This is a genomic window from Marinobacter excellens LAMA 842 (assembly GCF_001574445.1).
Classification (GTDB): Bacteria; Pseudomonadota; Gammaproteobacteria; order Pseudomonadales; family Oleiphilaceae; genus Marinobacter; species Marinobacter shengliensis.
In genome coordinates, this window is record NZ_LOCO01000012.1 from 79,962 (window position 1) to 101,875 (window position 21,914).

Here is a 21,914-nt window from a genome sequence, read left to right on the forward strand (position 1 = left end):
ACCCGAATAATCAAGGACGATAGATTTTTTCGGGGTTTGCCTTGGTGGTCCAGGGCATTCCGGAGTTCTGCCAGCCATTCTTCAGGCGCATACCCTTCTGCGGACCTTCTTTCAGGGAATCACCCTGGAAGCCGTGGTCCACATACTTCACGTTGGTAAAGCCACGCTCCAGCAAATAGTCCGCACTGGGCTTGCCACGGGCAGAACCTGAACGACACATGGTAATGATCAGCGAATCCCGGTCCAGCCCCTTTTCAGCCAACGCGGCATCCACCTCGGCAACAAAATTTTCGTTGATATCCATGGCGAAGACGGCTTTGTCTTCGTTGAACCGGGTGCGGTCCACCATCTGGAACGGAATGTTCAGGTCCACCGCATCGGTGAAGCCGATGAACATGATTTCCACCGGGTCCCGTACGTCAATAAACAACACCTGATCGCCCTGCTGCTGGACCATATCGAGGGTTTCCTGTGGCGTGACTGAAAGCGCTTCCTCAGCCTGGGCCGTGGTCACCAGGCCAAAACTGAACAGCAACATCACGAGTAACGATTTCATGGCAATCTCCTGTTTTGAGTCTAGGATTTCTCTTCGAGCATAACGATATAACCTCCCATTTGACACCCGCCAAACCGCTTCGTTCAGCGGCGAAATGTCGCAGCTAACCCTGAATATCCACGACAAAAAGTGAAAATTGACAGACATCAATTATGACGCCAACTCTGACCGGTTTTCCGTGCAGTTGCCGGGGCATTTGTTAACGTTGATTCAGAGAGACCAGACCTGTCTCATAAGGAGAGTGAACCATGATGAAACGTCCATTAACCAAAGCCCTGATTCTGAGTCTTGGATTTATGGCAGGGTCCGCTGCCGCGGATCAGCTGCTCGACCGGGCCAGAAACACCTTCGAACCGATTCCCAAATACCCGCCAGTGATAGACGGCAATGAGCTGACCCAATCCAAGGTGGAACTGGGCAAGATGCTGTTCTTCGAACCGCGCCTGTCTTCCAGCCATCTGATCAGCTGTAACACCTGCCATAACGTAGGTATGGGCGGTGATGATTACCTGCCGGTATCCATCGGTCATGGCTGGCAGAAAGGCCCCCGGAACTCCCCGACGGTATTCAACGCGGTGTTCAACGCAGCGCAGTTCTGGGATGGCCGGGCAGCAGACCTTGCTGAACAGGCCAAGGGCCCGGTTCAGGCTGGCGTGGAAATGAGCAGCACGCCGGAGCGGGTGGTTTCTACCCTGAAGAGTATGCCGGAGTATGTTGAGCGCTTTGGCGATGCCTTTCCGGGGCAGGATGACCCGGTAACCTTCGATAACATGGCCATTGCCATCGAAGCTTTCGAGGCAACCTTGATCACTCCGGACTCAGATTTCGACAAGTACCTGCGTGGCAACACTGAGGCGATGAACGAAAAAGAGAAAGAGGGACTGGCCCTGTTCATGGATCGCGGTTGCGCGGCCTGCCACAGCGGTGTGAACCTGGGTGGCCAGGAATACTACCCGTTTGGTCTGGTCGAACGCCCGGGCGGTGCCATTCTGCCTGAGGGTGACCGCGGGCGCTTCGAAGTGACCCAGACAGCAACCGACGAGTATGTCTTCCGTGCGTCCCCGCTTCGGAACATTGAGCTGACCGCACCCTATTTCCACTCTGGCGCAGTCTGGAGCCTGGATGAGGCCGTCGCGGTCATGGGGACCGCACAGCTGGGTACCGAGCTTAATGACAACGAGGTTCAAGCCATCGTTGCCTTCCTCAAGACCCTGACCGGTAATGTCCCTGAAATCCGGTACCCGATCCTGCCGCCGAGCACCGCCACCACACCTCGGCCCACCGACATGGTGCCGTGATCACCTGATCAGCCGGTACCTTTAACAGCGTGCCTCCGGGCGCGCTGTTTCGTTCAGGGCCAGGGCCATACGAACAATTCCCCACCTTTGTCCTGTTGTGCCAATCCTGATAAGCAAGCTATCGTCTGCCTTTACCCGCAGCAGATGAGGTCCTATGAATCCGACCATTGAACTCCTGAAATCCCATCGCTCCATCCGCAAATTCAAGGATCAGCAGATTCCCCGGGAACTGTTTGAAGACCTGATCCGTGCCGGACAATGCGCAGCTACCTCCAACCATGTCCAGGCCTACACCATTATTCATGTGGTCAACCCGGAAAGCCGGCGGAAACTGGCAGAACTGGCCGGGGGCCAGACTTATGTGGAAAGCTGCTCGGATTTCCTGGTGTTCTGCGCAGATATGAAGCGGGCGACCGAATCGGCAGAGAAAGCCGGTGCGGATGTGATTCGCGGTATGACCGAGCAACTGCTGGTGGCCAGCATTGATGCCGCTCTGATTGCCCAGAATGTGGTGGTAGCGGCGGAATCGGAAGGACTGGGTATCTGCTACATTGGCGGTATTCGCAACAACCCGCAGGAAGTGAGCGATCTGCTCAAGCTGCCGGAGCATGTGTACCCGGTATTTGGCCTGTGCCTCGGCTATCCCGACCAGCAACCGGAAGTTAAGCCGCGCCTGCCCCTGGCCGCCATCTTGAAACAGGATGCTTACGACGATTCACAGGATGAACACCTGGTGGCCCGCTTCGACGACACCATGGCCCGCTATTACCGCGAGCGCACCGGAGGCAACAAGGACACCAACTGGTCCGAGCAGCTTAAGCCGCTGTTTACCAGCAAGCTTCGGCCGCACATGAAGGAGTTCCTGAATAAAAGAGGCTTCGGCCTGAAATAGATCGGTTTTTTCGATCCTTTAATACCAAGAAACACGATTTTTACGAACCAGACGTTCGACTAAAGTATGCACCCTTTTATTCGTTTGCTACCGAAAGGGTCATACTATGGCGAGCTTCGATACAGATGTACTTCTGATTGGCGGCGGCGTAATGAGCATTACGCTGGCGTCTCTTATTTCACAGCTGGACAGCTCGCGCTCGATGACACTGGTCGAGCAGGGTCGGCAATTGGCCGGCGAGAGCTCCGACGCCTGGAACAATGCCGGAACCGGTCACGCCGGCTACTGCGAGCTCAACTATACCCCGGCGCAGGGTGATGGTAGCGTCGCCATTGACAGGGCTCTGGCCATCAATGAGCGGTTTGAAATATCCCTTCAATTCTGGAGTTCACTCGTCGAAAAAGGCCTGCTGCCGGGGCCTGACGACTTTATCCGCAGCGTTCCGCACCTCAGTTGGGTGCAAGGCCAGGACGAATGCCGGTTCCTGCGCGCCAGGCACCGCGCCCTGCAGGCTCACCCACTTTTCCGGGGTATGGAATTCACCGATCAGGATTCGACACTCTCAGACTGGCTGCCTCTGATCCACGGAGCGCGGCAAACATTCACACCCTCGGCAGCCACCCGCGTAACGCATGGCAGTGATGTCAATTTCGGCTCGCTGACCCGCCTGCTGGGGCGTTCACTCACCCAGTCCGGGGCCTGCGACATCCGCCTTCAGTGCCGGGTGACGGGGCTTGAACGTCACAACCGCGGATGGCGGGTGACGCTTACCAATTATGAAAGTGGCGAACAACAGGTTCTCACGGCCCGCTTTGTCTTTATCGGCGCCGGTGGCGCCGCGCTGCCCCTGTTGCAAAAAGCGGGGGTTCAGGAAGCCCGCGGGTATGGCGGCTTCCCCGTTTCCGGGCTATGGCTGGCTTGCAATGACCAGAGCCTGGCACTCCAGCACAACGCCAAAGTCTACAGTCAGGCCCCGGTGGGTGCTCCGCCCATGTCTGTTCCGCACCTCGATACCCGTTTTATCAACGGTAAGGCTGCTCTGCTGTTCGGTCCCTTCGCCGGTTTCACGACACGCTTTCTCAAAGAAGGTGGCGTGATGGATCTGGTTCGGTCGGTAAGACACCACAACCTGAAGCCGCTGCTTGATGTGGCTATCCACAACTGGCCACTGACCCGCTATCTGATCAAGGAGTCGCTCAGCCCGAAATCATCTCGCCTTGAGCAACTGCAGCGTTTTATCCCGGACATTGATCCCGACGCCTGGGCGCTGGTGAGAGCCGGGCAACGGGTGCAAATCATCAAACCCGATAGCCAAGGCCGCGGTTCACTGGAGTTCGGCACGGAAGTCCTGAGCACCAGCGATGGCAGTCTGGCAGCCCTGCTGGGCGCCTCGCCCGGCGCGTCCACCTGCGTCGCCGCCATGCTCGATGTGATAGAGCGCTGCCTGCCCGAACTGGTTCAGGGCGCCTCCCTACAAACCCTTCAGGCACTGATCCCCAGCTACGGCCAGTCGCTGCAGCAGGATCACCAGCTTCTGGCAGACATCCGAAAGCACACCCTCAGCACCCTGGCATTGGGTAATGGTATGGAAAACACTCAAACTGAACGGAGCCTTTACGCATGATGATTGGCATACCCCGAGAGCGAGTCCCGAATGAGAACCGGGTCGCTATCATACCAACCGGTGTTTCGACGCTGCTCGAAGCTGGCTACGAAGTCATCGTCGAAAGCGGCGCTGGATTGGCCGCACACTTTACCGATGACGATTATCGCCATGCCGGCGCAATCATCGCTGACGATGCCAGTGCCCTGTATCGGCAAGCATCCGTCATTCTGAAAGTGCTTGCCCCCTCCCTTGAGGAAGCCGAGCTTATTCAGGAAGGGAGTACGATCATCAGCTTGCTGAACCCATGGTTCAACAAGCCACTTCTGGAGCGGTTTGCGTCCAGAAAAGTACAGGCATTTGCGCTAGACCTCGTGCCCAGAACAACCCGGGCGCAGCCGATGGATGTGCTGAGTGCCATGGCCGGCATCAGTGGCTATCGAGCCGTGCTCAGCGGCGCCATGGCACTGCCACGATACTTCCCGATGCTGATGACCGCCGCCGGCACCATTCACCCGGCCCGGGTGCTTGTCATCGGTGCCGGCGTCGCCGGATTGATGGCCATCGCTACCGCGCGGCGCCTGGGCGCCGTAGTCGAGGCTTACGATCTGCGACCAGAAGTAAAAGAGCAGGTTCAGAGCCTGGGAGCCGATTTTATCGAAATTCAGGTGCCATCATCGGAGACCTCCGGCGACAGCGGCTATGCAAAAGCCCAGAGCGAAGCCTTCTATACAGCACAGCGCCAGCAACTGGCAGATTGTGTTGCACGGGCGGATATGGTGGTCACGACCGCGGCGGTTCCAGGCAAACAGGCACCGAAACTGATTAACAGCGACATGATTCATCGCATGAAGAGTGGCTCGGTGATTGTCGACCTGGTGGCCGATAAAGGTGGCAACGTAGAGGGCACCGTACTGAATAAAAAAATCGTGGTGGATGGGGTAACACTTGTCGGGCACGCCAACCACCCTTCCCGGGTGCCGGTTCATGCCTCCCAACTGCTGACCAGGAACATAACCGCCTTCCTTCTCAACATGACCAAAGCCGGGCAGCTTGTCCCCAACTTTGACGACGACATTGTGTCCGCAACCCTGGTCACCCAGGGCGGACAGGTGCTTCACGGCGCTGAGCCTTCCGCCCCAAAAAACGAACCCACCGAAAGCAAGGAAACCGCCTGATGGAACTGTTTGTCCTCAGCTTCACCATTTTCATTCTGGCACTGTTTGTTGGCATTGAACTGATCAACAAGGTGCCACCAACACTCCACACGCCATTGATGAGTGGCACCAACGCCATTTCCGGGATCGTCATCGTGGGCGCCATCATCAGCGCTGGCAGTTCGGACCTCTCTCCCAATGTTGCCGGCGTGCTCGGTTTTATTGCTGTGACTCTGGCAAGCATCAACATTGTAGCCGGCTTCATGGTTACAGATCGCATGCTGAATATGTTTAAGCGAAAGGGATAATCATGTTTGCATTAATCAACCTGTCTTACCTGGCTGCGGCGGTTTGCTTCATTCTTGGCATTAAAGGCATGACCCGCCCGAAAACCGCGGTTCGCGGCAACCAGATCGCCGCAATCGGTATGCTGATCGCCGTTGTCTCCGCCCTGTTGCACCAGGGAATCATTAACTACGCCGCTATCCTCGCCGGTATGATTCTGGGCGGCAGCATCGGTATCTGGCTGGCCAGGCGCACCGCCACCACCGAAATGCCTGAACTGGTGGCCAGCCTGAACGGTATTGGCGGGGGCGCGTCGGTCGCGGTGGCCGCCAGCACCTGGATGCAGACCGTGGCCGTGTCCGGCGCCGGCAACAGTGGCTGGACGGCAGCGATTCTTGTCTCAATCATTATTGGTTCCGTGACATTGACCGGCTCGGTGGTGGCGGTGCTGAAGCTGAAAGGCAACCTTGGTGATAGTCGCAATAACCGCCTGTGGCACAGCGTCACACTGATCACACTGGTCGCAGCTCTGATTGGTGCCGTTCTGTTCACGACCGAAGCCAGCACCAGCCCACTGGCACTGGCTGCACTTATCGGCCTTTGCCTCCTGCTCGGGGTTGGGCTGGTCCAGCCGATTGGCGGTGCCGATATGCCGGTGGTGGTGGCACTGTTGAACGCCTACTCGGGGCTCGCCGGCGCCGCAACCGGTTTTGTGCTGGGCAACCAGGGGCTGATCATCACCGGTTCCCTGGTGGGTGCATCGGGGCTGATCCTGACGGCCATCATGTGCAAAGCCATGAACCGTTCCCTGCCCAACGTGCTATTCGGTGGCGTCTTCGGCGCCACTGGCAACAGCGCCAGCAAGCAGGACGAAGGCGAGTTCTACGATGGCAAGGTGAAATACGCCACGCCTGACGATCTGGCCCTGCTGCTGGACGGCGCCCGCAATGTGGTCATGGTGCCGGGTTATGGCCTGGCGGTGGCGCAGGCCCAGCACGCGGTCAAGGAACTGGCCAACCAGCTTGAGGGCCGTGGTGCCAAAGTCAGCTACGCCATTCACCCGGTTGCCGGGCGCATGCCGGGGCACATGAATGTGCTGCTGGCGGAAGCTGAGATTCCCTATGATCAGCTGAAAGATATGGAGGCGATCAATCCGGAACTGCCTCAGGCCGATGTGGCCATCGTTCTGGGGGCCAATGACGTGGTGAACCCGGCCGCCGCCGAAGATCCGAACTCTCCCATCTTCGGCATGCCGATCCTGGATGTTCACAAGGCAAAAACCGTGGTCGTGGTCAAGCGAAGCCTGTCCGCCGGCTTCGCGGGCATTCCCAACGGCCTGTTCATTCGGGACAACAGCCTGATGGTGAAAGGTGATGCCAAGGAAGTACTTCAGGCAACCACCACCGCAATCAAAGATCTCTGATCAGGCGTCCTCAAGGATGAGGACCACCAGCTCTTTCGGGCCATGGGCACCGTAAGCCAGCACCTGCTCGATATCCGCAGTCTTGGACGGGCCGGAGACCAGCAACAGGTTCGTGGGCAAACCCGCGGACCAGTTGTGTTTTTGCATCATCCCGTACAGGTTATCTTCCACCTCACTGGCCTTGAGCAGGGCTATGTGCAACGGCGGCAGCAGGCTCATCAGGCGCGGTTCATGACGGTCCGGCCAGAGCACCAGGGACCCGGTGGCTGCAATGCCGCCCACAGTACCGGTTATGCTGGCATCCACCTTCCAGAACAACTCATCTTTCCATTCCTCGATGGGCCGGTCGTAGACCATCAACTGAACTTTCGCACTGCTCCTCTGCCAGTGCACCGCCAGCTGTCTGCCATGGGCGGTGCCTGGGGCATATAGCAGGTTGCCCAGACCTCGGCTCTCCAGCAATTCCTGCACTTTGGCAGGCCACTGGGCGCTGGTGACCTGATGAACCTCGGTGTGTACCGCTTCCATCAAAGTGCGCAGGCGGGTAATCCGGTCTTCCGGGGCGTACTGCCAGGGAGTTGTAACCAGACCCTCGTCAAAATCATCAGGCCGGGGCGTGGTGCCGGCCAGGCCGGCACGAAGTTTGTTCAGAATATTGCTGCGAGCGCTCATCACCGATCCCCCTGATTCAGATGGGCTTTGGCCAGATCGTGCAACGACCGGCGGGCCGGCACCGGTGCTGAGTGGTTCTCGGTCCATGGGCCGACGTTTTTCGGTGCCAGCTTGCGCAAGCGGGTCGCGCCCCACAGGAACAACCAGTAGAACACCGGCGACGTGTTCAGTCTTGCCCAGAAGCGCCAGATCGCCCGCTCCTTGCGGGAGTATTTGGCACCGCCATCTTTCACTTTCGGCTGCTCCGCCGGGCTTTTCACGTTTTCCTGCCGCAATCGCTGCAGCATTTCCGGAATCGGAATCTTCACCGGGCACACTTCGCCACAGGCACCACACAATGACGACGCGCTGGGATGGTCGGGCACCTTATGCAAGCCCACCATGTGCGGCGTAATGATCTTGCCGATCGGCCCCGGATACACCTCACCGTAGGTATGGCCGCCCACCCGGGTATACACCGGGCAATGGTTCATGCACGCGCCGCAGCGGATACAGTTTAATGTCTGGCGCAGTTGGGCATCGGCGAAAGCGCCGCTGCGACCATTGTCCAGCAACACCAGATGCACTTCTTCCGGACCATCCAGCTCATCCGCCTTGCGGGGGCCGGAAATCATGTTCACGTAGGTGGTGATGGGCTGGCCCAATGCGGAACGGGTCAGCAAGGACAACAGGGGCACCACGTCCCGCAGGTTCTCCACCACTTTTTCGATGCCGGTGACGGCAATGTGCACTGGCGGCGCCGTGGTGCTCATGCGGCCATTGCCTTCGTTCTCCACCAGCAGCAAGGTGCCGGTTTCGGCAATGGCGAAGTTGACGCCGGAGACCCCGACATCCGCTTCAAGGAATTTCTGGCGCAGGGTGCGGCGGCCAATCTGGATCAGTTCGTTCACATCCTCGGTCTCATCCACGCCCAGTTTGTCGTGGAACAGTTTGGAGACCTGAAAGCGGTTCTTGTGAATCGCCGGCATGATGATGTGGGAGGGCTTTTCGCCATCCAGCTGGACGATGTACTCGCCCATGTCGGACTCCAGGCACTCGATGTTGCGTTCGGCCAGGTAGTCGTTCATCTCCATTTCTTCGCTGACCATGGACTTGCCCTTCACCACCTGAGAGCCCTGCTTCGCCTCAATGATGGAGTGGACAATCCGGTTGGCCTCTTCGGTGGTCTCGGCCCAGTGGACCTTGACACCGTTGGCGGTCAGTTTGGCTTCCAGCTGCTCCAGTAAATCCGGCAACCGGGACAGGGCCCGGGCCTTGATGTGGTTACCCAGTTCCCGCAAGCCTTCGCGCTCGTCTTCATCCGGGAAAGCATCGGCGCGCTTTTTCATCAGCGAATCCATAGCCACCCGGAAGTTGGTGCGCAGCTGGTCGTCCGCCAGGGCACCCACAGCGCGGCCACGGAAGCTGTCGGTCAGCTCCTTAATGGGTATGCGCTGGCTCATGGCGTCACCTCACCACTGACCCGCTCCCACAGGAAGCTGGCCAGATGCCGGCCCCGGAAGGCCTGTTGCTGTTTTTCCAGGGAGCCATTGATGTTGAGCAGGCAGCCACCATCGGCGGTGACCATTTCCACCGCGCCGGACTCCCGTAGCGAACGGGTTTTGTCCAGCACCATGGCGCCGGAGACTTCCGGCATGCGCACCGAGAACGTACCACCGAAACCACAGCACTCGCTTTCATGGTCGTGGTCCAACCGCTGCACGTTGGCCAGTTTTCCCAGCAGCTCTCGGGCGTGCACGTGAGTGTTCATTTCCCGACGGGCAGAGCAGGAGGTGTGCAGGGCAATCTGCGTGGGCTGGCCCAGGTCCTGCCAGTCCACTTTACATACATGCAACAGGAATTCGGTCAGCTCGAACGTGCGCTCGGCCAGGCTTTCAACACGCTCGAGGGTATCCGGCTCTTCGGCAAACACTTCATGATAATGCTGCCGGAACATGCCGGCACAGGAACCGGAAGGCACCACCACCGGCAAGCCATTATCCAGCAGATTGAGCTGTGCCCGCGCCACCTCCCGGGCCTCATTCACGTAACCAGAGGTCCAGGCCGGCTGGCCGCAGCAAGACTGCGCCTGCGGAAAATGTACGCGAATACCCTCCCGTTCCAGCAGGCGGATGGCGTCCAGCCCGGCCTCGGGGAAGAACAAATCCACCACGCAGGTACCAAACAGCGTGACCTCGGCCGGCTTTGCCGAGTAGGTCCGGGGCTTGGGGCGCTCCGGAGCCACACGGGTGGCGTTGGGGGCGGCATCGTAGAACAGCTCACTCATCAGTCATTGCCTCCGGGCGATACGGCCACCGGCCGCCCGCCCGTCATTGTTATGTCAGCGTTACCGGCTCATTAACGGGTCCATTACACCCAGGCCATAGGCCGCCAGCAGTGCAATCAAACCGGTCGCCAAGAGGTAGTATAGGGTCGGCCACACAGTCTTGCGCAGGGTCTGTCCTTCACGGCCCAACAGCCCCACCGTGGCTGAGGCGGCCACCACGTTATGAATGGCCACCATGTTACCGGCAGCGGCACCCACGGCCTGCACCGCCACCATCAGGGCGGTGGACAGGCCGAGGCTTTCAGCGACACCAAACTGGAACTGACTGAACATCATGTTGGATACGGTGTTGGAACCCGCCAGAAAGGCACCCAGCGCACCCACGGTCGGTGCCAGCAGCGGATAGATACCACCCACGGCATCGGCGGCCCAGGTGGCCATGGCCAGCGGCATACTGGGCAAATCGGACATGTTAACGCCCGAGTTGATCAGGATCCGCACCATCGGCACCGTAAACAGAAGAACAAAGCCTGCGCTCAACAGCACACCACTGGATTCCTTGACGGCATTCCCAAGGGCACGAGCGCTCATGCGGTGAATGAAGAAGGTTGCCAGAACAACCATCACCAGGATACCGCCCGGCAGGTAAAGAGGCTGAACACCGGCATTGATGCCTGCCTCACCCAGAATATTCGAGAACGATACACCAACGCTGGTGAAGGCCTGTTTGATCGGGTCGACGGTCCGGCTCAGTACCAGCACGACGCCCACCAGTACGTAGGGCACCCAGGCGCGGAAACCGCTCATGGGCTTGGCCGCGATGTCTTCGAGTTTCATCTCGATACTGCCCAGCCACTCGGAGGGCCAGTCCTTGCGGTCGGCAAAATCCCAGGCGTTTTTGGGCATAAGGAAGCCTTTTTTCGCCGCCATGGTCACGATCGCCAGGCCAATCAGGCCACCCAGCAGAGACGGGAACTCCGGCCCCAGAATCACACCGGTCAGCGCATAGGGCACAACAAAGGCAACGCCGGCAAACAGGGCAAACGGGAGCACCTCCAATCCTTCTTTCCAGCTTTTGTTCTTGCCGAAGAAGCGGGTCATCATGGTCACCATCAGCAACGGCATAACCACACCGACAACGGCGTGGGTGATGGCCACTTCCGAGGTGATCAGCTGCAGGTACGCATCCCAGTTGGAGCCCAGAGCCTCCAGTCGCTCGGTAATCGTGGCACGGTCGAGACCCGTGGTTACACCAACCACCACCGGGGTGCCCACGGCACCAAAGGACACCGGCGTGCTCTGCACCATCATGCCCAGCATCACAGCCGCCATGGCCGGGAAGCCCACAGCCACCAGCAGAGGCGCGGCAATGGCCGCCGGCGTGCCGAAGCCGGAGGCGCCTTCGATGAAGCTGCCGAACAGCCAGACAATGATAATCGCCTGAATACGGCGGTCCGGGGTGATGTTGGTAAAGCCCGCCCGAATGGTGGTGATGGCCCCCGAATGTTTCAGCGTGTTCAGCAGTAAAATAGCGCCGAAGATAATCCACAGCAGTCCAATGGTAATCACCAGACCCTGCAGGGTGGAGGCCAGAATACGGTTCAGGGTCATATCCCAGGCGCTGTAACCGATCAGCGCAGTGACCAGGAACACCACGGGCATGGCGCGGCGGGCAGGCCAACGCAGGCCAATCAGAAGGATTCCGGCCAGCAGAATCGGGGCAAATGCCAACAGGGCGAGCAATCCGGACGACATGATTTTCTCCAGAGTATTGTTGTTGGATACTATTTTTGGATAATTGGTAATACCAATTTACAAGTCTGTCCAAGTACGTTATTTGAACACCCTTTGGGCTGTCAAAAGCAGAGCGTTCGACATTCGTCTAATTGCCTATGGGTTTTACTGGGAAAACAAGAACAAAGCAGGCTAATATTTATTGGTAAGACCAATTTATTTATCAACCGGAGCCGTACATGGCCATCAATCAGGTGGCGCCCAGGCGCCTCGCCGACACCATCGTTGAGCAACTGGAAACCATGATTCTGGAAGGCACATTGCAACCGGGCCAGCAGTTACCTCCGGAGCGGGTGCTGGCAGAGCAATTCGGTGTGTCCCGGCCATCGTTGAGAGAAGCAATCCAGAAACTGGCCGCCAAAGGCCTGCTCCACAGCCGCCAGGGAGGGGGCAACTTTGTCACCGAAACGCTGGGTGCCAGTTTCAGTGACCCACTGATCAAGTTGCTGGAGACGCACCCGGAAGCCCATCGCGACCTGCTGGAATTTCGCCGCACGCTGGAAGCAGACTGCGCCTTTTACGCAGCGCAAAGAGCCACCGAAGTTGACCGCCAGTACCTCACTCAAGCCTGGACCGCCCTGGATGCCTGTTACCGTGACAGCTCCGGCAACAACCTGGAAGCCGAAGGCGCAGCGGACGCCCGCTTCCACATGGCCATCGCCGAGGCCAGCCATAATGTGGTGCTGATGCACACCATGCGTAACCTGTTCAACATGCTCAAGAACAACATTGTGACCAACATCGGCGGCATGTATGCCAGGGCCGCCAAAACCCGGCAGGGCCTGGTAGACCAGCATTCCCGGCTGTTTCAGGCAATCATGGAAGGAAGGGCCGAGGATGCCCGGGCCATTGCCGGCCACCACATCGAGTTTGTCCAGCAGACCATCTCGGAACACTCGGAAAACGAACGGCGCAAACAGCGGGCCTTGCGCCGGGAACGGCACAACGCTGACGAGCAGGCATAAAAAAGCCGGGGGAGTTCCCCGGCCAAAGTATTCACACGATGCACCAACACAATGCGTGTCGTCCTGATGAGTCTTTAAATTAACACCCGAACATGACCGTTCAGTGACAGCGCTCGTCAGGCCGGCAACTTTTCCCAGATGGTCAGTTCTGAAAAGCTGTGCTGGAATTTGTTACGGGTTTCCCGGATCACGAACGGTAGGCTTCGTGGCTCGCCCAACAACTTGAAATGAGACGCCAGCATATCCTTCAGGCCGTCGAGCGTGGTGAAAGGCTCACCGTTTTTCAGGTAACCGCCCACCCACTCGGATTTCGGCGTGTAGTCTTCCAGCCAGGTGTAAGGTGATGCGATCACCAGCAAACCCAGATCATTGATCCGCTCGTGGATGGTTTCAAGAAACAGGGACGGCTTGTATAACCGGTCGATCAGGTTACCCGCCAGCACCAGATCATAATCCCGGTAGTCCTGCCCCAGATCGCAGGCATCGCCCTGGTGGAAAGCGACGCGTTGAGCCGCTTCTGCCAGACCCAGTGCCGCCAGTGAGCGCTCCTGATAACTGACCAGCTCACCCTCTTCCGGCCTGGCGTAGCGGGCCCTACCGCTGGCCACAACATCCCGGCAGGTGTTCACAAAGGTCTGGGAAAAATCGACGCCATCGACATGATCAAAATGGCGGGCCAGTTCCAGCGTGGTTCGCCCCACCGCACAGCCGATATCCAGCGCCCGACAGGTTTCACGGCCATTCAGTGCCTCCAGGGCAGCCTCCGCCAGCTCTTTCGGGAAATTCGCCTCGCCATGCCAGGATTCACCAAAGTGAAACTCCAGATACTGGGCCAGGGTGGTATCGTTTTCATAATAATCGCTGGGATTGTTCACCTATTTCTCCTAGTAGAGAGCCACTTAATTCGGGACGTGGATGTTCCAGACGAAAGGAAGTCAATCTCGACTATCCTTGAAAATACACATAAGAAACACCACTGTCAGTGGTCTCGAAGCTCATCATATCGGAGAACTATGCCTACCCTGCCCGATTATTCCCTGCTCGAACTGGCCTCCGTCCGCGAAGGTGATTCGGTGAGCACCACGCTGGCAAACAGTGTTGCCTACGCCCAACATGCCGAAACACTGGGCTTCAAGCGGTTCTGGCTGGCCGAACACCACAACATGGAGGGCATATCCAGTTCCGCCACGTCTGTGCTGGTGGGTCATATCGCTGGCCGAACCAACACCATTCGGGTTGGCTCTGGCGGCGTCATGCTGCCCAATCACCCGCCGTTGGTGGTCGCTGAACAGTTTGGCACCCTGGAATGCCTTTATCCGGGGCGCATTGACCTTGGCCTTGGCCGGGCACCGGGTACCGACCCGATCACGGCCAGGGCGCTGCGCCGTGAAGGCCTGGGAGCAGAACAGTTCCCGGAAGATGTGGCCCGCCTGCAAAGCCTGCTCGGCCCCCTGCAACCGGGCCAACCGGTCAAGGCGATTCCCGGGGCGGGCACCGAGGTGCCCATCTGGCTTCTGGGCTCAAGCCTGTTCAGCGCCCAGCTGGCAGCAGCGCGGGGCCTGCCCTATGCCTTCGCTGGGCACTTCGCCCCAAGGCTGTACCGGGAAGCCCTGAGGGTTTACCGGGACAACTTCCAACCCTCCGAGCAACTGGAACAGCCCTACGCCATGCTGGCCATACCGGCGATCCCCGCCGACTCCCTGGATCAGGCAAAGTTTCTGGCCACCACCAGTTACCAGCGCATTCTGTCTCTGTTCCGTGGCCAGCCCCTGTGGATGAAACCGCCGGTTGCATCCATGGACGGCCTGTGGAATGCCGGTGAGAAGGCCAGCGTACTGGATTTCCTGGGGTTACAGGTGATGGGCAACGCCGGTGACATACGCCAACAGCTCGATAACCTGCTGGCGGATATCCACGTAGACGAACTGATGTTCACCGTCGATATCTATGACCCGGCACAGCGCCGTCATGCTCTCGACATCCTGGCGCAAACCCGGGATCAGAGCACCTCTTCAATGGCTTCCATTAACTGAGGATCGTCCGGGCGAACCCGGCTGGGGAAGCTGGCGGTGACCTTGCCGTCCCGGTCCAGTACGTATTTGGTGAAGTTCCAGCGCGGCGGCTGGCTCTGACGGTTGATCTCGCGGAACACAGGGTTCGCCTGGGTACCGGTCACCGGCCCGGGCGCGATCATCGTGAAGGTGACACCAAAGTTGACGAAACAAACCTCGGCGGCTTCTTCTTCGGTGCTCGCCTCCTGCCGGAAATCATCGCTGGCGAAGCCCACCACAACCAGGCCCTTGTCGCGGAATGTCTGATGCAGCGCTTCGAGCCCCTCAAACTGGCCGGTATAACCGCAACGGCTTGCGGTGTTCACAACCAGCATCGGCTGGCCGGCGGCCAGGTCACACAGGTTGACGGAATCCCTGGAGTGCAGCTTGCGCTGGTCATGGTCGAGAAACGCGGGGCACTCGGCGGTCCATGCTGGCAAAGCAGCAACCATAAGGGCGATCAGCGACCACCGCTGCCATCGTGTCGTGTGCATTGTTAGACTCCTTTTCTGCTGACAAGAAGGAATACGATTGCGAGTGGCAATCCGCTCATAACCCGACTTAACGACAAAGTTCCTGACCAACCACCGGAGTAAATCCCGTGTCTGCACCCGAAACTTTCGTTTTTCTTTCCCATGGGCTCGAAAGCGGCCCCGGGAGTACCAAGATCCAGGCCCTTAAAACGGTGGCGGAGTCGTTCGCCGGCGTCCACGCTGAAGCCATTGATCATCGTAGCACCAAAGACCCGGCCCAGCGCCTTGGGCAAATGCGAGATGCCATGGCGGCAGCGGGTGCTGACCCGGCCCGGACCATTCTTGCCGGTTCCAGCATGGGCGGCTGGGTGTGTGCGCAAACCAGTGCAGACACACCGGTACTGGGCTGTTTCCTGCTGGCGCCAGCCCTGGCCCTCCCCGATTACCCCCAAAGCCGGCCTCGCATTCAGGCTCGGCATACCCAGATCATCCACGGTTGGCAGGACGACGTGGTGCCACCTATGCCGGTCATTGAACTGGCGCAAGCGCAGAACCTGCCAATCCTGCTGTTACCCGACAACCACCGGCTGGAGCACAGCGTTTCCCGGGTTGCTGATGAGTTCCGTGCCTTTCTCATGAACACCGGATTAAACCCGCGTCATCATTAACCGATGTCATCCAAACGCCGTGCATGACCGAATCATTTTGGTAGGGTGGTTCTGCTGCCCTCGCCGTTGCCTGAACCCCGGTTCCGGCAGGGCAATCCACAAATGATGAGAGAGAAAGGAGTTACCAATGAGCGATTTCAATAAAAGTCGACGGGTATTCCTGCGCACTGCCGCGTTAGGTGTCGCTGCCGTTCCACTGGCACGGGTAGCTACACACGTTCCGGCAGCCCGAGCCGAGAAGCCGAGAGCGGAGGACGGCCATGCACTGGACTACGTGAACGACGGTAGTACCAGCGATCATGAGAAATATCAGGATGGAAACAAGTGTTCCAACTGTGCGTTTTGGGCCGGGGAAGTTTCCGGGGGATGGGGCGGTTGCCGCCACCCGCAGTTCAGCGATGTACTGGTCAATGCCGATGGCTGGTGTAACACCTGGGTACCGGGCGGTTAACGTAACATGACAGGCGGCCACAAGGCCGCCTGTCATCCACCTGCCCGCCATCAAAAATTCAATTTTTTCCTCCCCTGAGTAAGACAGAAAACCGAATAAATCGAAAATTCATAGACTTGCGATACCAATAAAACCTGTCGCCTGAATTATCTGATTTTGGCCATTTCCTTGCGAAAACCCTCATGTTTTGCCAGTCTTTAATAATGTAACAAAGGATTTCAGCAAAAAAACAAACGGAGACAGCGCGATGAGCAACACAAGTAAATTCAGGAAACTGGCCGGTTTTTCGGCGTTCGCCTTTGCAGCGATCACTGCGGCAAACTCGGTAAACGCAGCCAACTGGCGCTATGCCCATGAAGAATACGAGGGTGATGTTCAGGACGTTTACGCCTACAAATTCAAGGAATACGTTGAGGAGAATTCCGACCACACGGTCCAGGTGTTCCGCTTCGGCGAGCTGGGCGAGTCTGATGACATCATGGAGCAAACCCAGGCTGGCATTCTCAACTTCGTAAACCAGTCACCAGGCTTCACCGGCTCCCTGATTCCCGAAGCACAGATCTTCTTCATTCCCTACCTGATGCCGACCGACATGGAAACGGTCATCAAGTTTTTCCGGGAATCCAAGGCCATCAACGAAGACTTCCCGGAGCTCTATTCCGAACAGGGCCTGGAACTGCTGAAGATGTACCCCGAGGGTGAAATGGTGGTCACGGTAGATGAGCCAGTCACCTCACCGGAAGAATTCCGCAACAAGAAAATCCGGGTAATGACTAACCCGCTGTTGTCTGAAACCTATTCCGCCTTTGGTGCCACACCCACGCCGCTGCCTTGGGGTGAAGTGTACGGTGCCCTGCAGACCAACATGATCCAGGGTCAGGAGAACCCGATTTTCTGGATTGAATCCGGTGGTCTGTACGAGGTATCCCCGAACCTGGTATTCACCGGCCACGGCTGGTTCACCACCGCCATGATGGCGAACCAGAATTTCTACAACGGCCTGTCTGATGAAGACAAAAAGCTGGTTCGCGATGCTGCGGACTACGCCTTTGAGGAAATCATCGTTCACATCGATGGCCTGGCCGATGAAGCCCTGGAGAAAATCCAGGCAGCCAGTGATCGGGTTACCGTTACCCGCCTGAACGACGAGCAGATTGAAGCCTTCCGCGCCCGCGCCCCGCAGGTGGAAGAGCGCTTCATCAACATGACCGGCGAACGTGGCAAGCAACTGCTTGACCAGTTCAAGGCCGACCTCGAAGCCGTTCAGGGACAGTAAAACGGCAGGATTCAAAGGGTGGCACTTCGCCACCCTTTGATGTCCGGCCCTGGTTTAACCCCCGCCCCGCCGGGGTCTTTACCGGCCGGGAGCAAATGATTCTGGAGAGGAATCTATGTCTGAACATCCCCAGGAGGTTGTTGAAGACGATACCGGCAGCTATGAGTCCGGTCTACCGGGCTTTCTGGGCACCATCGACGAATGGATCGCCAAGATTGAAGCCGTCATGCTGGCCGCCGGCGTTATCCTCATGGCCATCAACACCTGCGCCAACGTTATCGGGCGTTTTGTGTTCGGAGAAGGGCTGTTCTTCTCTGGTGAGATCAACCGTATTCTGATCATCTTGATCACCTTCGCCGGCATTGGTTATGCCGCCCGCCATGGCCGCCACATCCGGATGTCTGCGGTCTACGACGCCCTGCCCGCCAAAGCGCGCAAGGTTCTGATGATCTTCATCGCCCTGTTCACCTCGGTGGTGATGTTTTTCTTGTGTTACCACGCCTACGGCTACATCGAAACTCTGTATGGCCGTGGCCGCATTTTGCCTGCCCTGGGCATACCTATCTGGATCATCTACATCTGGGCGCCCATCGGTTTCGCCATTACCGGTATCCAGTATTTCCTGACAGCCATCAAGAACCTCACCAGCAAGGACGTCTACCTCTCAACCGGCGTGGTGGATGGCTACGCTGATACCGAGTCCGAGGTCTGAGACAGCCGTAACCCGATAAGGAACAGGAAGATTACTTATGGCAACCATTCTGATGTTGATCATGATCGGGCTACTGCTGCTGGGCTTCCCGATGATGATCCCACTGACCACCGCGGCGGTGGTTGGCTTTGTAATGATGTTCGACGGCTTCGGCCAGATGCAAACCTTCATCCAGCAAATGATGGGTGGTATCCGGCCGGCGTCGTTGATTGCGGTACCCATGTTTATCCTGGCCGCCGATATCATGACCCGGGGCCAGTCGGCCGACCGGCTGATCAATATGGTGATGTCCTTCATCGGCCACATCAAAGGTGGCCTGGCCATCAGTACCGCCACTTCCTGCACCCTGTTTGGGGCAGTTTCCGGGTCTACCCAGGCCACGGTGGTGGCCGTTGGGTCGCCACTTCGCCCGAAAATGCTGAAAGCGGGCTATTCTGACCCGTTCACGCTCGCACTGATCATCAACGCCAGTGACATCGCGTTCCTGATTCCCCCCAGTATCGGGATGATTATCTACGGGGTTATCTCCGAAACCTCCATTGCCGAACTGTTCATTGCCGGTATTGGTCCGGGCGTTCTGATCCTGTTCATGTTCTCGTTGTACTGCCTGTTCTATGCGTACAAGCACAATGTGCCAACCGAAGAAAAGGCCAGCTGGAAACAACGGGCGCTGTCAGTGCGGGATGCCTCCTGGCCGCTGATGTTCCCGGTGATCATTGTTGGCGGTATCTACGGCGGCATTTTCAGCCCGACCGAAGCCGCTGCCGTGTGCGTACTTTACGCCTTCCTGCTGGAGTTCGTGATCTTCCGCTCCCTGAAGCTCAAAGACGTTTACAAGATCGCCAAGTCCACCGGCCTGATCACCGCCGTGGTGTTTATTCTGGTTGCCGTTGGCAATGGTTTCTCCTGGATTATCTCCTTCGCCCAGATTCCCCAAGCCATTCTGGAAACCGTCGGCGTGAACGAAGCCGGCCCGGTGGGTGTGCTGATTGCCATCTGTATTGCCTTCTTTATCGCCTGCATGTTTGTTGACCCGATCGTGGTCATCCTGGTGCTCACCCCCATCTTTGCGCCAGCCATCCAGGCAACCGGGCTGGACCCGGTTCTGGTAGGGGTGCTGATCACCCTGCAGGTAGCCATAGGCTCCGCAACGCCGCCGTTTGGCTGTGACATCTTTACCGCCATCGCCATTTTCAAACGCCCCTACATGGAAGTGATCCGGGGTACGCCACCGTTTATCTTCATGCTGGTGGCCGCTGCCGGGCTGATCATTGCCTTCCCGGATATCGCCCTGTTCCTGAGGGACCTGGCTTACCGAGACTGAGCCGGGTTCCCCGGCCAGTAACAGGAGAGACCTATGTTCAAACGGATCCTGGTAGCCGTGGACGGCTCCAAAACCTCGCTGAAAGCACTGGATAAGGCGATTGACCTGCAAAAGCTGATTCCGGATGCCGAGATTTTCATCCTGTGCGTCTACAAGCATCACAGCCTGTTCGAGGCGTCATTGTCGATCGGACGCCCCGACGACATGGACATTCCGGACAAGGTACTGTCGGATTACGCCAAGGGAGTGGTGAACCATGCCAAGGAACTGGCCAAGGAACACGGCGCGACCAAAGTGCGCGGCTTTGTGAAAGCCGGCCGGCCATCCAAGGTGATCGTAAAATTCGCCCAGGACAAAGAGGCGGATCTGATCGTCGTTGGTACCAAGGGCACCAACAGTGATAAAGACGGCATGTTCCTGGGCAGTGTTTCCCACCGGGTGGCGTCCCATGCCAAATGCCCGGTATTGGTGGTCTGAACAGACATTGATGCTGCAATCTCGGGCCGGTATTGCAAAATACCGGCCCTCTGGCAATCACGGATTTCCGCAGTCTGATCAGATTTTCACCGTGCTAGACTCCCCCGCCTTGCGTTTCTTTCAATTCACAAAACTCAAATCACAAGGCGTCTACCCATGACTGCAATTGTCGATTTTCTCAACTCGATTCTCTGGGGTTATGTCCTCGTCTACGGCCTGCTGGCCGTCGGTGTCTTCTTCACCATCCGCCTGGGTTTTCTGCAATTCGTCAATTTCGGCGAAATGGTCAGGGCCATCCGCGGTTCCCGTGAAAGCGACGTTCACGGCATCTCACCCTTCCAGGCGCTGTGTACCAGCCTTGCTTCCCGGGTCGGCACCGGCAACCTGGCCGGCGTGGCCGTAGCCCTGTACCTCGGCGGTGCCGGCGCCATTTTCTGGATGTGGATGGTCGCACTGGTGGGCATGGCCACGGGCTATGCCGAAAGCACCCTGGCGCAGCTTTACAAGGTGCGTGACGGCAAGGGCCAGTATCGGGGCGGTCCGGCGGTTTACATTGCCAAGGGCCTGAAAGCCCCCTGGGCAGCGGCCATTTTCGCAGTTTGCCTGATCATCTCGTTTGGCCTGGTGTTCAACGCTGTGCAGGCAAACTCCATCGCCGACGCCATGGAGGGTGCCTTTGGTGCACCCAAACTGGGTGTTGGTGTAGTCATCGCGGCGCTCGCCGGCATCGTGATTTTTGGTGGTCTGCGCAAGATCGTTCGCTTTGCCGAGTTCGTAGTGCCGTTTATGGCGGGCGCCTATGTGCTGCTGGCGCTAGGTGTGATGGCCATGAACATCACCGAGGTACCGGGCATTCTGACGATGATCGTCAAAAGCGCCTTCGGCCTGGAAGAAGCCGCCGGTGGCGCCGCCGGCTCGGTGACCGCCGCGATGCTTAACGGCATCAAGCGGGGCCTGTTCTCTAACGAAGCCGGCATGGGTTCTGCCCCCAATATCGCGGCCACCGCCACACCGGCACCGCACCACCCGTCGTCACAGGGCCTTGTTCAGGCATTTGGTGTGTTTGTCGACACCATCATTATCTGTACCGCCACAGCCGTGATGATTCTGCTGGCCGGCGTGCTGGAGCCCGGTTCGGGCATCACCGGCACGCAACTGACCCAGCAGGCCATGGAAGTCCACCTGGGTGAATTCGGTGGCTACTTTATTGCCGTCGCCATCCTGTTTTTTGCCTTCACGTCCATCGTGGCCAACTACACCTATGCCGAGAACGCCCTGATCTACCTGAAAGGCGGCAGCACCCTCGGGCTCACCCTGCTTCGCCTGGCAGCCCTGGCCATGGTGATCTGGGGTGGCTATGAAGCCGTGGTGACGGTATTCAATGCTGCGGATGCCTCGATGGGACTTATGGCGGCCATCAACCTGGTGGCGATTGTGCTGCTGTCCGGCACGGTAGCCAAGTTGACCAAGGACTACCTGGCCCAACGGAAAGAGGGACTGGTGCCCCACTTCAAGTCAAAGGATTACCCGGAGCTGCACGAGAAAATCGACAGCAACATCTGGCATTAAGC

Annotated in this window: 22 protein-coding genes; 15 read left to right on the forward strand and 7 right to left on the reverse strand. The window is 58.2% G+C overall.

Annotation, left to right across the window (positions count from 1 at the left end):
* Positions 1 to 10 precede the first annotated feature (10 nt).
* Positions 11 to 556, reverse strand: a complete 546-nt coding sequence (locus tag J122_RS11685; RefSeq protein WP_061332482.1) for a rhodanese-like domain-containing protein — start codon at positions 554 to 556, stop codon at positions 11 to 13.
* Positions 557 to 804: 248 nt separating this feature from the next.
* Here J122_RS11685 and J122_RS11690 point away from each other — a divergent pair, with 248 nt between their 5' ends.
* The 6 genes from J122_RS11690 to J122_RS11715 all read left to right on the forward strand — a co-directional run bounded on the left by J122_RS11690 (position 805) and on the right by J122_RS11715 (position 7,214).
* Positions 805 to 1,854, forward strand: coding sequence for a cytochrome-c peroxidase (locus tag J122_RS11690; protein ID WP_061332483.1), 1,050 nt, complete (start codon positions 805 to 807; stop codon positions 1,852 to 1,854).
* 154 nt (positions 1,855 to 2,008) lie between these two features.
* Positions 2,009 to 2,746, forward strand: coding sequence for an oxygen-insensitive NADPH nitroreductase (gene nfsA / locus J122_RS11695; protein WP_061332484.1), 738 nt, complete (start codon positions 2,009 to 2,011; stop codon positions 2,744 to 2,746).
* A gap of 106 nt (positions 2,747 to 2,852) precedes the next feature.
* On the forward strand, positions 2,853 to 4,370 hold the full coding sequence (gene mqo / locus J122_RS11700) for a malate dehydrogenase (quinone) (RefSeq protein WP_061332485.1): 1,518 nt from the start codon (positions 2,853 to 2,855) through the stop codon (positions 4,368 to 4,370).
* On the forward strand, positions 4,367 to 5,527 hold the full coding sequence (locus J122_RS11705; RefSeq protein WP_061332486.1) for a Re/Si-specific NAD(P)(+) transhydrogenase subunit alpha: 1,161 nt from the start codon (positions 4,367 to 4,369) through the stop codon (positions 5,525 to 5,527). The genes mqo and J122_RS11705 overlap by 4 nt, the downstream gene beginning before the upstream one ends.
* Complete coding sequence (locus J122_RS11710; protein WP_058092994.1) at positions 5,527 to 5,814, forward strand: NAD(P) transhydrogenase subunit alpha; 288 nt, start codon at positions 5,527 to 5,529, stop codon at positions 5,812 to 5,814. The genes J122_RS11705 and J122_RS11710 overlap by 1 nt, the downstream gene beginning before the upstream one ends.
* Before the next feature lie 2 nt (positions 5,815 to 5,816).
* The gene (locus J122_RS11715) at positions 5,817 to 7,214 is read left to right on the forward strand and encodes an NAD(P)(+) transhydrogenase (Re/Si-specific) subunit beta (RefSeq protein ID WP_061332487.1); all 1,398 of its coding nucleotides are present in this window, start codon (positions 5,817 to 5,819) and stop codon (positions 7,212 to 7,214) included.
* Here J122_RS11715 and J122_RS11720 read toward each other — a convergent pair whose 3' ends face one another.
* From J122_RS11720 to J122_RS11735, 4 genes are read right to left on the reverse strand one after another with little or no spacing between them, the layout of a single operon-like run.
* Positions 7,215 to 7,886 carry a LutC/YkgG family protein gene (locus tag J122_RS11720; protein WP_061332488.1) on the reverse strand — a complete coding sequence of 224 codons (672 nt, stop codon included), beginning with the start codon at positions 7,884 to 7,886 and terminating at the stop codon, positions 7,215 to 7,217.
* The gene (locus J122_RS11725) at positions 7,886 to 9,328 is read right to left on the reverse strand and encodes a LutB/LldF family L-lactate oxidation iron-sulfur protein (protein WP_061332489.1); all 1,443 of its coding nucleotides are present in this window, start codon (positions 9,326 to 9,328) and stop codon (positions 7,886 to 7,888) included. The genes J122_RS11720 and J122_RS11725 overlap by 1 nt, the downstream gene beginning before the upstream one ends.
* Positions 9,325 to 10,152, reverse strand: coding sequence for a (Fe-S)-binding protein (locus J122_RS11730; protein WP_061332490.1), 828 nt, complete (start codon positions 10,150 to 10,152; stop codon positions 9,325 to 9,327). Before J122_RS11730 ends, J122_RS11725 begins: the two co-directional genes overlap by 4 nt.
* Before the next feature lie 60 nt (positions 10,153 to 10,212).
* Entirely contained in the window at positions 10,213 to 11,907 is a 1,695-nt protein-coding gene (locus J122_RS11735; protein WP_061332491.1) for an L-lactate permease, read from the reverse strand.
* Between the two features lie 218 nt (positions 11,908 to 12,125).
* On the opposite strand from J122_RS11735, the gene J122_RS11740 reads away from it, so the two are divergent.
* A complete protein-coding gene (locus J122_RS11740; RefSeq protein ID WP_061332492.1) occupies positions 12,126 to 12,911 on the forward strand; it encodes a GntR family transcriptional regulator in 786 nt (261 codons plus the stop codon).
* A 116-nt stretch (positions 12,912 to 13,027) separates the two neighbouring features.
* On the opposite strand, the gene J122_RS11745 is transcribed toward J122_RS11740, so the two are convergent.
* Positions 13,028 to 13,786, reverse strand: coding sequence for a putative 4-mercaptohistidine N1-methyltransferase (locus tag J122_RS11745; RefSeq protein WP_061332493.1), 759 nt, complete (start codon positions 13,784 to 13,786; stop codon positions 13,028 to 13,030).
* A 138-nt stretch (positions 13,787 to 13,924) separates the two neighbouring features.
* On the opposite strand from J122_RS11745, the gene J122_RS11750 reads away from it, so the two are divergent.
* Positions 13,925 to 14,944 carry an LLM class flavin-dependent oxidoreductase gene (locus J122_RS11750; protein ID WP_061332494.1) on the forward strand — a complete coding sequence of 340 codons (1,020 nt, stop codon included), beginning with the start codon at positions 13,925 to 13,927 and terminating at the stop codon, positions 14,942 to 14,944.
* Here the strand turns inward: J122_RS11750 and J122_RS11755 are convergent.
* Positions 14,911 to 15,414: a glutathione peroxidase gene (locus J122_RS11755; protein WP_061332508.1), complete on the reverse strand. Its 504-nt coding sequence runs from the start codon at positions 15,412 to 15,414 to the stop codon at positions 14,911 to 14,913. The two genes, J122_RS11750 and J122_RS11755, sit on opposite strands and share 34 nt — an antisense overlap.
* Positions 15,415 to 15,563: 149 nt before the next feature.
* Here J122_RS11755 and J122_RS11760 point away from each other — a divergent pair, with 149 nt between their 5' ends.
* The 7 genes from J122_RS11760 (at position 15,564) to J122_RS11790 (ending at position 21,912) form a co-directional block, all read left to right on the forward strand.
* Positions 15,564 to 16,103, forward strand: coding sequence for an alpha/beta fold hydrolase (locus tag J122_RS11760; protein ID WP_061332495.1), 540 nt, complete (start codon positions 15,564 to 15,566; stop codon positions 16,101 to 16,103).
* 127 nt (positions 16,104 to 16,230) lie between these two features.
* A complete protein-coding gene (locus tag J122_RS11765; RefSeq protein ID WP_061332496.1) occupies positions 16,231 to 16,554 on the forward strand; it encodes a high-potential iron-sulfur protein in 324 nt (107 codons plus the stop codon).
* A 247-nt stretch (positions 16,555 to 16,801) separates the two neighbouring features.
* A complete protein-coding gene (gene dctP, locus J122_RS11770; protein WP_061332497.1) occupies positions 16,802 to 17,830 on the forward strand; it encodes a TRAP transporter substrate-binding protein DctP in 1,029 nt (342 codons plus the stop codon).
* A 115-nt stretch (positions 17,831 to 17,945) separates the two neighbouring features.
* Entirely contained in the window at positions 17,946 to 18,542 is a 597-nt protein-coding gene (locus tag J122_RS11775; protein WP_061332498.1) for a TRAP transporter small permease, read from the forward strand.
* 37 nt (positions 18,543 to 18,579) lie between these two features.
* A complete protein-coding gene (locus J122_RS11780; RefSeq protein WP_061332499.1) occupies positions 18,580 to 19,866 on the forward strand; it encodes a TRAP transporter large permease in 1,287 nt (428 codons plus the stop codon).
* Between the two features lie 33 nt (positions 19,867 to 19,899).
* Positions 19,900 to 20,343, forward strand: a complete 444-nt coding sequence (locus tag J122_RS11785) for a universal stress protein (protein ID WP_061332500.1) — start codon at positions 19,900 to 19,902, stop codon at positions 20,341 to 20,343.
* Between the two features lie 156 nt (positions 20,344 to 20,499).
* Positions 20,500 to 21,912, forward strand: coding sequence for an alanine/glycine:cation symporter family protein (locus J122_RS11790; RefSeq protein WP_058093010.1), 1,413 nt, complete (start codon positions 20,500 to 20,502; stop codon positions 21,910 to 21,912).
* Positions 21,913 to 21,914: the final 2 nt, after the last annotated feature.

Coding starts and splice junctions, on each gene's coding strand:
- J122_RS11790 (WP_058093010.1), top strand. CDS start 20,500: ATGACTGCAATTGTCGATTTTCTCAACTCGATTCTCTGGGGTTATGTC.
- J122_RS11785 (WP_061332500.1), top strand. CDS start 19,900: ATGTTCAAACGGATCCTGGTAGCCGTGGACGGCTCCAAAACCTCGCTG.
- mqo (WP_061332485.1), top strand. CDS start 2,853: ATGGCGAGCTTCGATACAGATGTACTTCTGATTGGCGGCGGCGTAATG.
- J122_RS11775 (WP_061332498.1), top strand. CDS start 17,946: ATGTCTGAACATCCCCAGGAGGTTGTTGAAGACGATACCGGCAGCTAT.
- J122_RS11725 (WP_061332489.1), bottom strand. CDS start 9,328: ATGAGCCAGCGCATACCCATTAAGGAGCTGACCGACAGCTTCCGTGGC.
- J122_RS11755 (WP_061332508.1), bottom strand. CDS start 15,414: ATGGTTGCTGCTTTGCCAGCATGGACCGCCGAGTGCCCCGCGTTTCTC.
- nfsA (WP_061332484.1), top strand. CDS start 2,009: ATGAATCCGACCATTGAACTCCTGAAATCCCATCGCTCCATCCGCAAA.
- J122_RS11705 (WP_061332486.1), top strand. CDS start 4,367: ATGATGATTGGCATACCCCGAGAGCGAGTCCCGAATGAGAACCGGGTC.
- J122_RS11715 (WP_061332487.1), top strand. CDS start 5,817: ATGTTTGCATTAATCAACCTGTCTTACCTGGCTGCGGCGGTTTGCTTC.
- dctP (WP_061332497.1), top strand. CDS start 16,802: ATGAGCAACACAAGTAAATTCAGGAAACTGGCCGGTTTTTCGGCGTTC.
- J122_RS11685 (WP_061332482.1), bottom strand. CDS start 556: ATGAAATCGTTACTCGTGATGTTGCTGTTCAGTTTTGGCCTGGTGACC.
- J122_RS11780 (WP_061332499.1), top strand. CDS start 18,580: ATGGCAACCATTCTGATGTTGATCATGATCGGGCTACTGCTGCTGGGC.
- J122_RS11710 (WP_058092994.1), top strand. CDS start 5,527: ATGGAACTGTTTGTCCTCAGCTTCACCATTTTCATTCTGGCACTGTTT.
- J122_RS11735 (WP_061332491.1), bottom strand. CDS start 11,907: ATGTCGTCCGGATTGCTCGCCCTGTTGGCATTTGCCCCGATTCTGCTG.
- J122_RS11750 (WP_061332494.1), top strand. CDS start 13,925: ATGCCTACCCTGCCCGATTATTCCCTGCTCGAACTGGCCTCCGTCCGC.
- J122_RS11720 (WP_061332488.1), bottom strand. CDS start 7,886: ATGAGCGCTCGCAGCAATATTCTGAACAAACTTCGTGCCGGCCTGGCC.
- J122_RS11730 (WP_061332490.1), bottom strand. CDS start 10,152: ATGAGTGAGCTGTTCTACGATGCCGCCCCCAACGCCACCCGTGTGGCT.
- J122_RS11690 (WP_061332483.1), top strand. CDS start 805: ATGATGAAACGTCCATTAACCAAAGCCCTGATTCTGAGTCTTGGATTT.
- J122_RS11740 (WP_061332492.1), top strand. CDS start 12,126: ATGGCCATCAATCAGGTGGCGCCCAGGCGCCTCGCCGACACCATCGTT.
- J122_RS11765 (WP_061332496.1), top strand. CDS start 16,231: ATGAGCGATTTCAATAAAAGTCGACGGGTATTCCTGCGCACTGCCGCG.